The sequence below is a fragment of the Mycoplasmopsis agalactiae 14628 genome (assembly GCF_000266865.1).
GTDB lineage: Bacteria > Bacillota_I > Bacilli_A > Mycoplasmatales > Metamycoplasmataceae > Mycoplasmopsis > Mycoplasmopsis agalactiae_A.
Genome location: NZ_AJPR01000008.1, coordinates 1 through 3132, shown reverse-complemented (window position 1 = coordinate 3132; position 3132 = coordinate 1). Strand labels below are relative to the sequence as shown.

3 protein-coding genes are annotated in these 3132 nt (G+C 30.2%); 1 reads left to right on the top strand and 2 read right to left on the bottom strand.

Going from position 1 to position 3132, the window contains the following annotated elements; translation table 4 throughout:
- Positions 1 to 65 precede the first annotated feature (65 nt).
- Positions 66 to 1043 carry a variable surface lipoprotein gene (locus tag MAGB_RS01995; RefSeq protein ID WP_004024141.1) on the bottom strand — a complete coding sequence of 326 codons (978 nt, stop codon included), beginning with the start codon at positions 1041 to 1043 and terminating at the stop codon, positions 66 to 68.
- Between the two features lie 197 nt (positions 1044 to 1240).
- A complete protein-coding gene (locus MAGB_RS01990; protein ID WP_004024140.1) occupies positions 1241 to 1936 on the bottom strand; it encodes a variable surface lipoprotein in 696 nt (231 codons plus the stop codon).
- Positions 1937 to 2756: 820 nt separating this feature from the next.
- On the opposite strand from MAGB_RS01990, the gene MAGB_RS04470 reads away from it, so the two are divergent.
- Positions 2757 to 3132, top strand: a 376-nt coding sequence (locus MAGB_RS04470) for a variable surface lipoprotein (protein WP_036433258.1), incomplete at its 3' end; no start/stop codon positions are given.

Sequence of the window (3132 nt, the reverse complement as noted above, 5' to 3'; positions counted from 1 at the left end):
ATGTATATGTCTTGTATTGATTTGTTATGAGATTTGTGCCATGTGTGCTAAGCTGAAACTTGAATTTATCTGCTGTATCTCAAACCTATTTCTGCACCAGTAGCATCAGTATTGTTAGCTGTTCTTTCTGGTCGAGCTTCATATTTACCTGAAACAAGTTTTGAACTTTCATTAGCTTCAAGAATAAGTTTGTCGCTTTTGAACTCAACTGTTTTTAGGTCACCTTCTTTTATGTCTTTTAAACTAGGAACAGTTTTTAGAACTGTAAGAACCTCATCTTTTTTAACATCTTTTTTAGCTAACTTATTTAATTGGTCTTTAATAGCTTTTTCAAGGTTGCTTAAGTCTACTTTTGCAGATGCTGGAGAAGTTGAATCTGTTTGAGTAGAAAACTCGTATTTACCTGAAACAAGTTTTGAGCCTTCATTAGCTTCAATAATAAGTTTGTCGCTTTTGAACTCAACTGTTTTTAGGTCACCTTCTTTTATGTCTTTTAAACTAGGAACAGTTTTTAGAACTGTAAGAACCTCATCTTTTTTAACATCTTTTTTAGCTAACTTATTTAATTGGTCTTTAATAGCTTTTTCAAGGTTGCTTAAGTCTACTTTTGTAGATGCTGGAGAGGTTGAATCTGTTTGAGTAGAAAACTCGTATTTGCCTGAAACTAGTTTTGATCCTTCATTAGCTTCAATAATAAGTTTGTCGCTTTTGAACTCAACTGTTTTTAGGTCACCTTCTTTTATGTCTTTTAAACTAGGAACAGTTTTTAGAACTGTAAGAACCTCATCTTTTTTAACATCTTTTTTAGCTAACTTATTTAATTGGTCTTTAATAGCTTTTTCAAGGTTGCTTAAGTCTACTTTTGTAGATGCTGGAGAGGTTGAATCTGTTTGACTTCCACCTGGTGTTTCAGTAGGATTGCCTGGAGTAGTTTCAGTTGGCTTCTTTTCTTCTTCTTTAGTATCACCACACTTAGCAGCTACAAAAGGAATTGCTGCTAATGATGATAGTGATCCAAGCAATAAAAACTTTGATTTTTTCATAAATTTATCCTTTCTTTAAAGGCTATATAATAGCCTTAAAAATGCTTTATAAATCTATTAATAAATATCAAAAGTGGTGAGTTTATAGACAAAATAAAAGCAAACCAAAGTTTGGTTTGCTGTATGTATATGTCTTGTATTGATTTGTTATTCAAAAGAAACAGGGGTGCGCTTTGTGTTGGATTATGGCTTACCTATTAAACTTCTGAACCTATATTTGCACCAGAAGCGTAAGTATCATGAGCCACTCTTTCTGCTACAGATTCATATTTACCTGAAACAAGTTTTGAATCTTCTTTAGCTACAATAACAAGTTTTTTATCTTTGAATTCAACTGTTGAAAGATCTTCATCTTTTATGTCTTTTAAGCCTTCAACAGTTTTTAAAACAGCAATAACATCTGCTTTTTTAACACCATCTTTAGCTAATTTATTTAATTTTTCTTGTGCGTCTTTCTTAAGATTGCTTAAATTTATAGTTGTAGATGTTGGAGGAGTTGAATCTGTTTGTGTAGTAAACTCATATTTACCTGAAACAAGTTTTGAACCTTCTTTAGCTACAATAACAAGTTTTTTATCTTTGAATTCAACTGTTGAAAGATCTTCATCTTTTATGTCTTTTAAGCCTTCAACAGTTTTTAAAACAGCAATAACATCTGCTTTTTTAACACCATCTTTAGCTAATTTATCCAATTGGTCTTGAACAGTTTGGTCAAGTTTACCTAAGTCTAAAGCTGAAGATATTGAAGGGGTTGAATCTGTTTGACCTCCACCTTGTGTGTCTGCTGGATTTTTGTTTCCTTCTTCTTTAGTACCACCACACTTAGCAGCTACAAAAGGAATTGCTGCTAGTGAAGATACTGATCCAAGTAATAAAAGCTTTGATTTTTTCATAAATTTATCCTTTCTTTAAAGGCTATAAAATAGCCTTAAAAATGCTTTATAAATCTATTAATAAATATCAAGTAAAAGTATATGTTTACTGATCATTTACTACAAGCAACACAAATATTTACTGTCTGAGCCAAACAACATAAAATAATAAATATGTAATCGTTAACATAATTTTTATACTAAGATTTTTGACGAAAAATATAGAAAAAATACTCCTTTCTACAATGTTTTACGATTTTATCTTTTGTGAAGAATGCATATTAGAAAAACGAAAAAATGAATTAAGTCTATATATAGAAACTTAAAAATCAATATTTGTTGTTCTGTTATTTTGATTAATTAAAACACTCTGTAATCTTGGGTAAATTAATCTTTGTTTTTATATAATAAAAACAGCAAGGCAAAATTAAAAGTTGTTAATTTATTACTATTTTGTATTTTCTTATATTCTAATAATAATATGTTTTAATATTAGTAATATATTTTTATTTGATTTTTTTCAAAAAAGACAATTTATAACTTATGCAAAATAAATCATTTTTGTTGCTTTATTTGTTGCAAAAACTCAGCAACAAAAAATTTTTGCTATTTTTTTTTTTTTATATAATGTTGTCATCTATTGATGAATATATTAAGCGCTAAAAAACTACATACAATTTCATAAGTTGTAATTAGTAGCAGATTGTAGCGTTTTAATTAAATGGCTTAAATTTGCTATTAATTTAGCACTTAATGCATCATATAATAAATTGATATTTATTAATAGATTTATAAAGCATTTTTAAGGCTATTCTATAGCCTTTAAAGAAAGGATAAATTTATGAAAAAATCAAAGTTTTTATTGCTTGGATCACTGTCTTCATTAGTTGCAATTCCTTTTGTAGCAGCTAAGTGTGGTGATACTAAGGGAGATGAAAAGAAACCAGCTGAAACTACTCCAGGCAATCCTGCTGAAACACCAGGCGGTAGTCAAAATAACCCAGGAGGCAATAAAAATCCAGGAACTGAAGGTGGTAGTAGTTCATCAACAACCCCAGGAACCTCAATAAATCCAGAAACTCCATTGCAACCTAACCCTGGCACAGCTCCAAGTGTACCGGCCAAACCAGGTAAAACTCCTGAAAGAATGGCAAATGACACAGATGTTAGCGGAGCTGACATTAGCGGTCCTATTACAACACCTGATGTTACTGTAG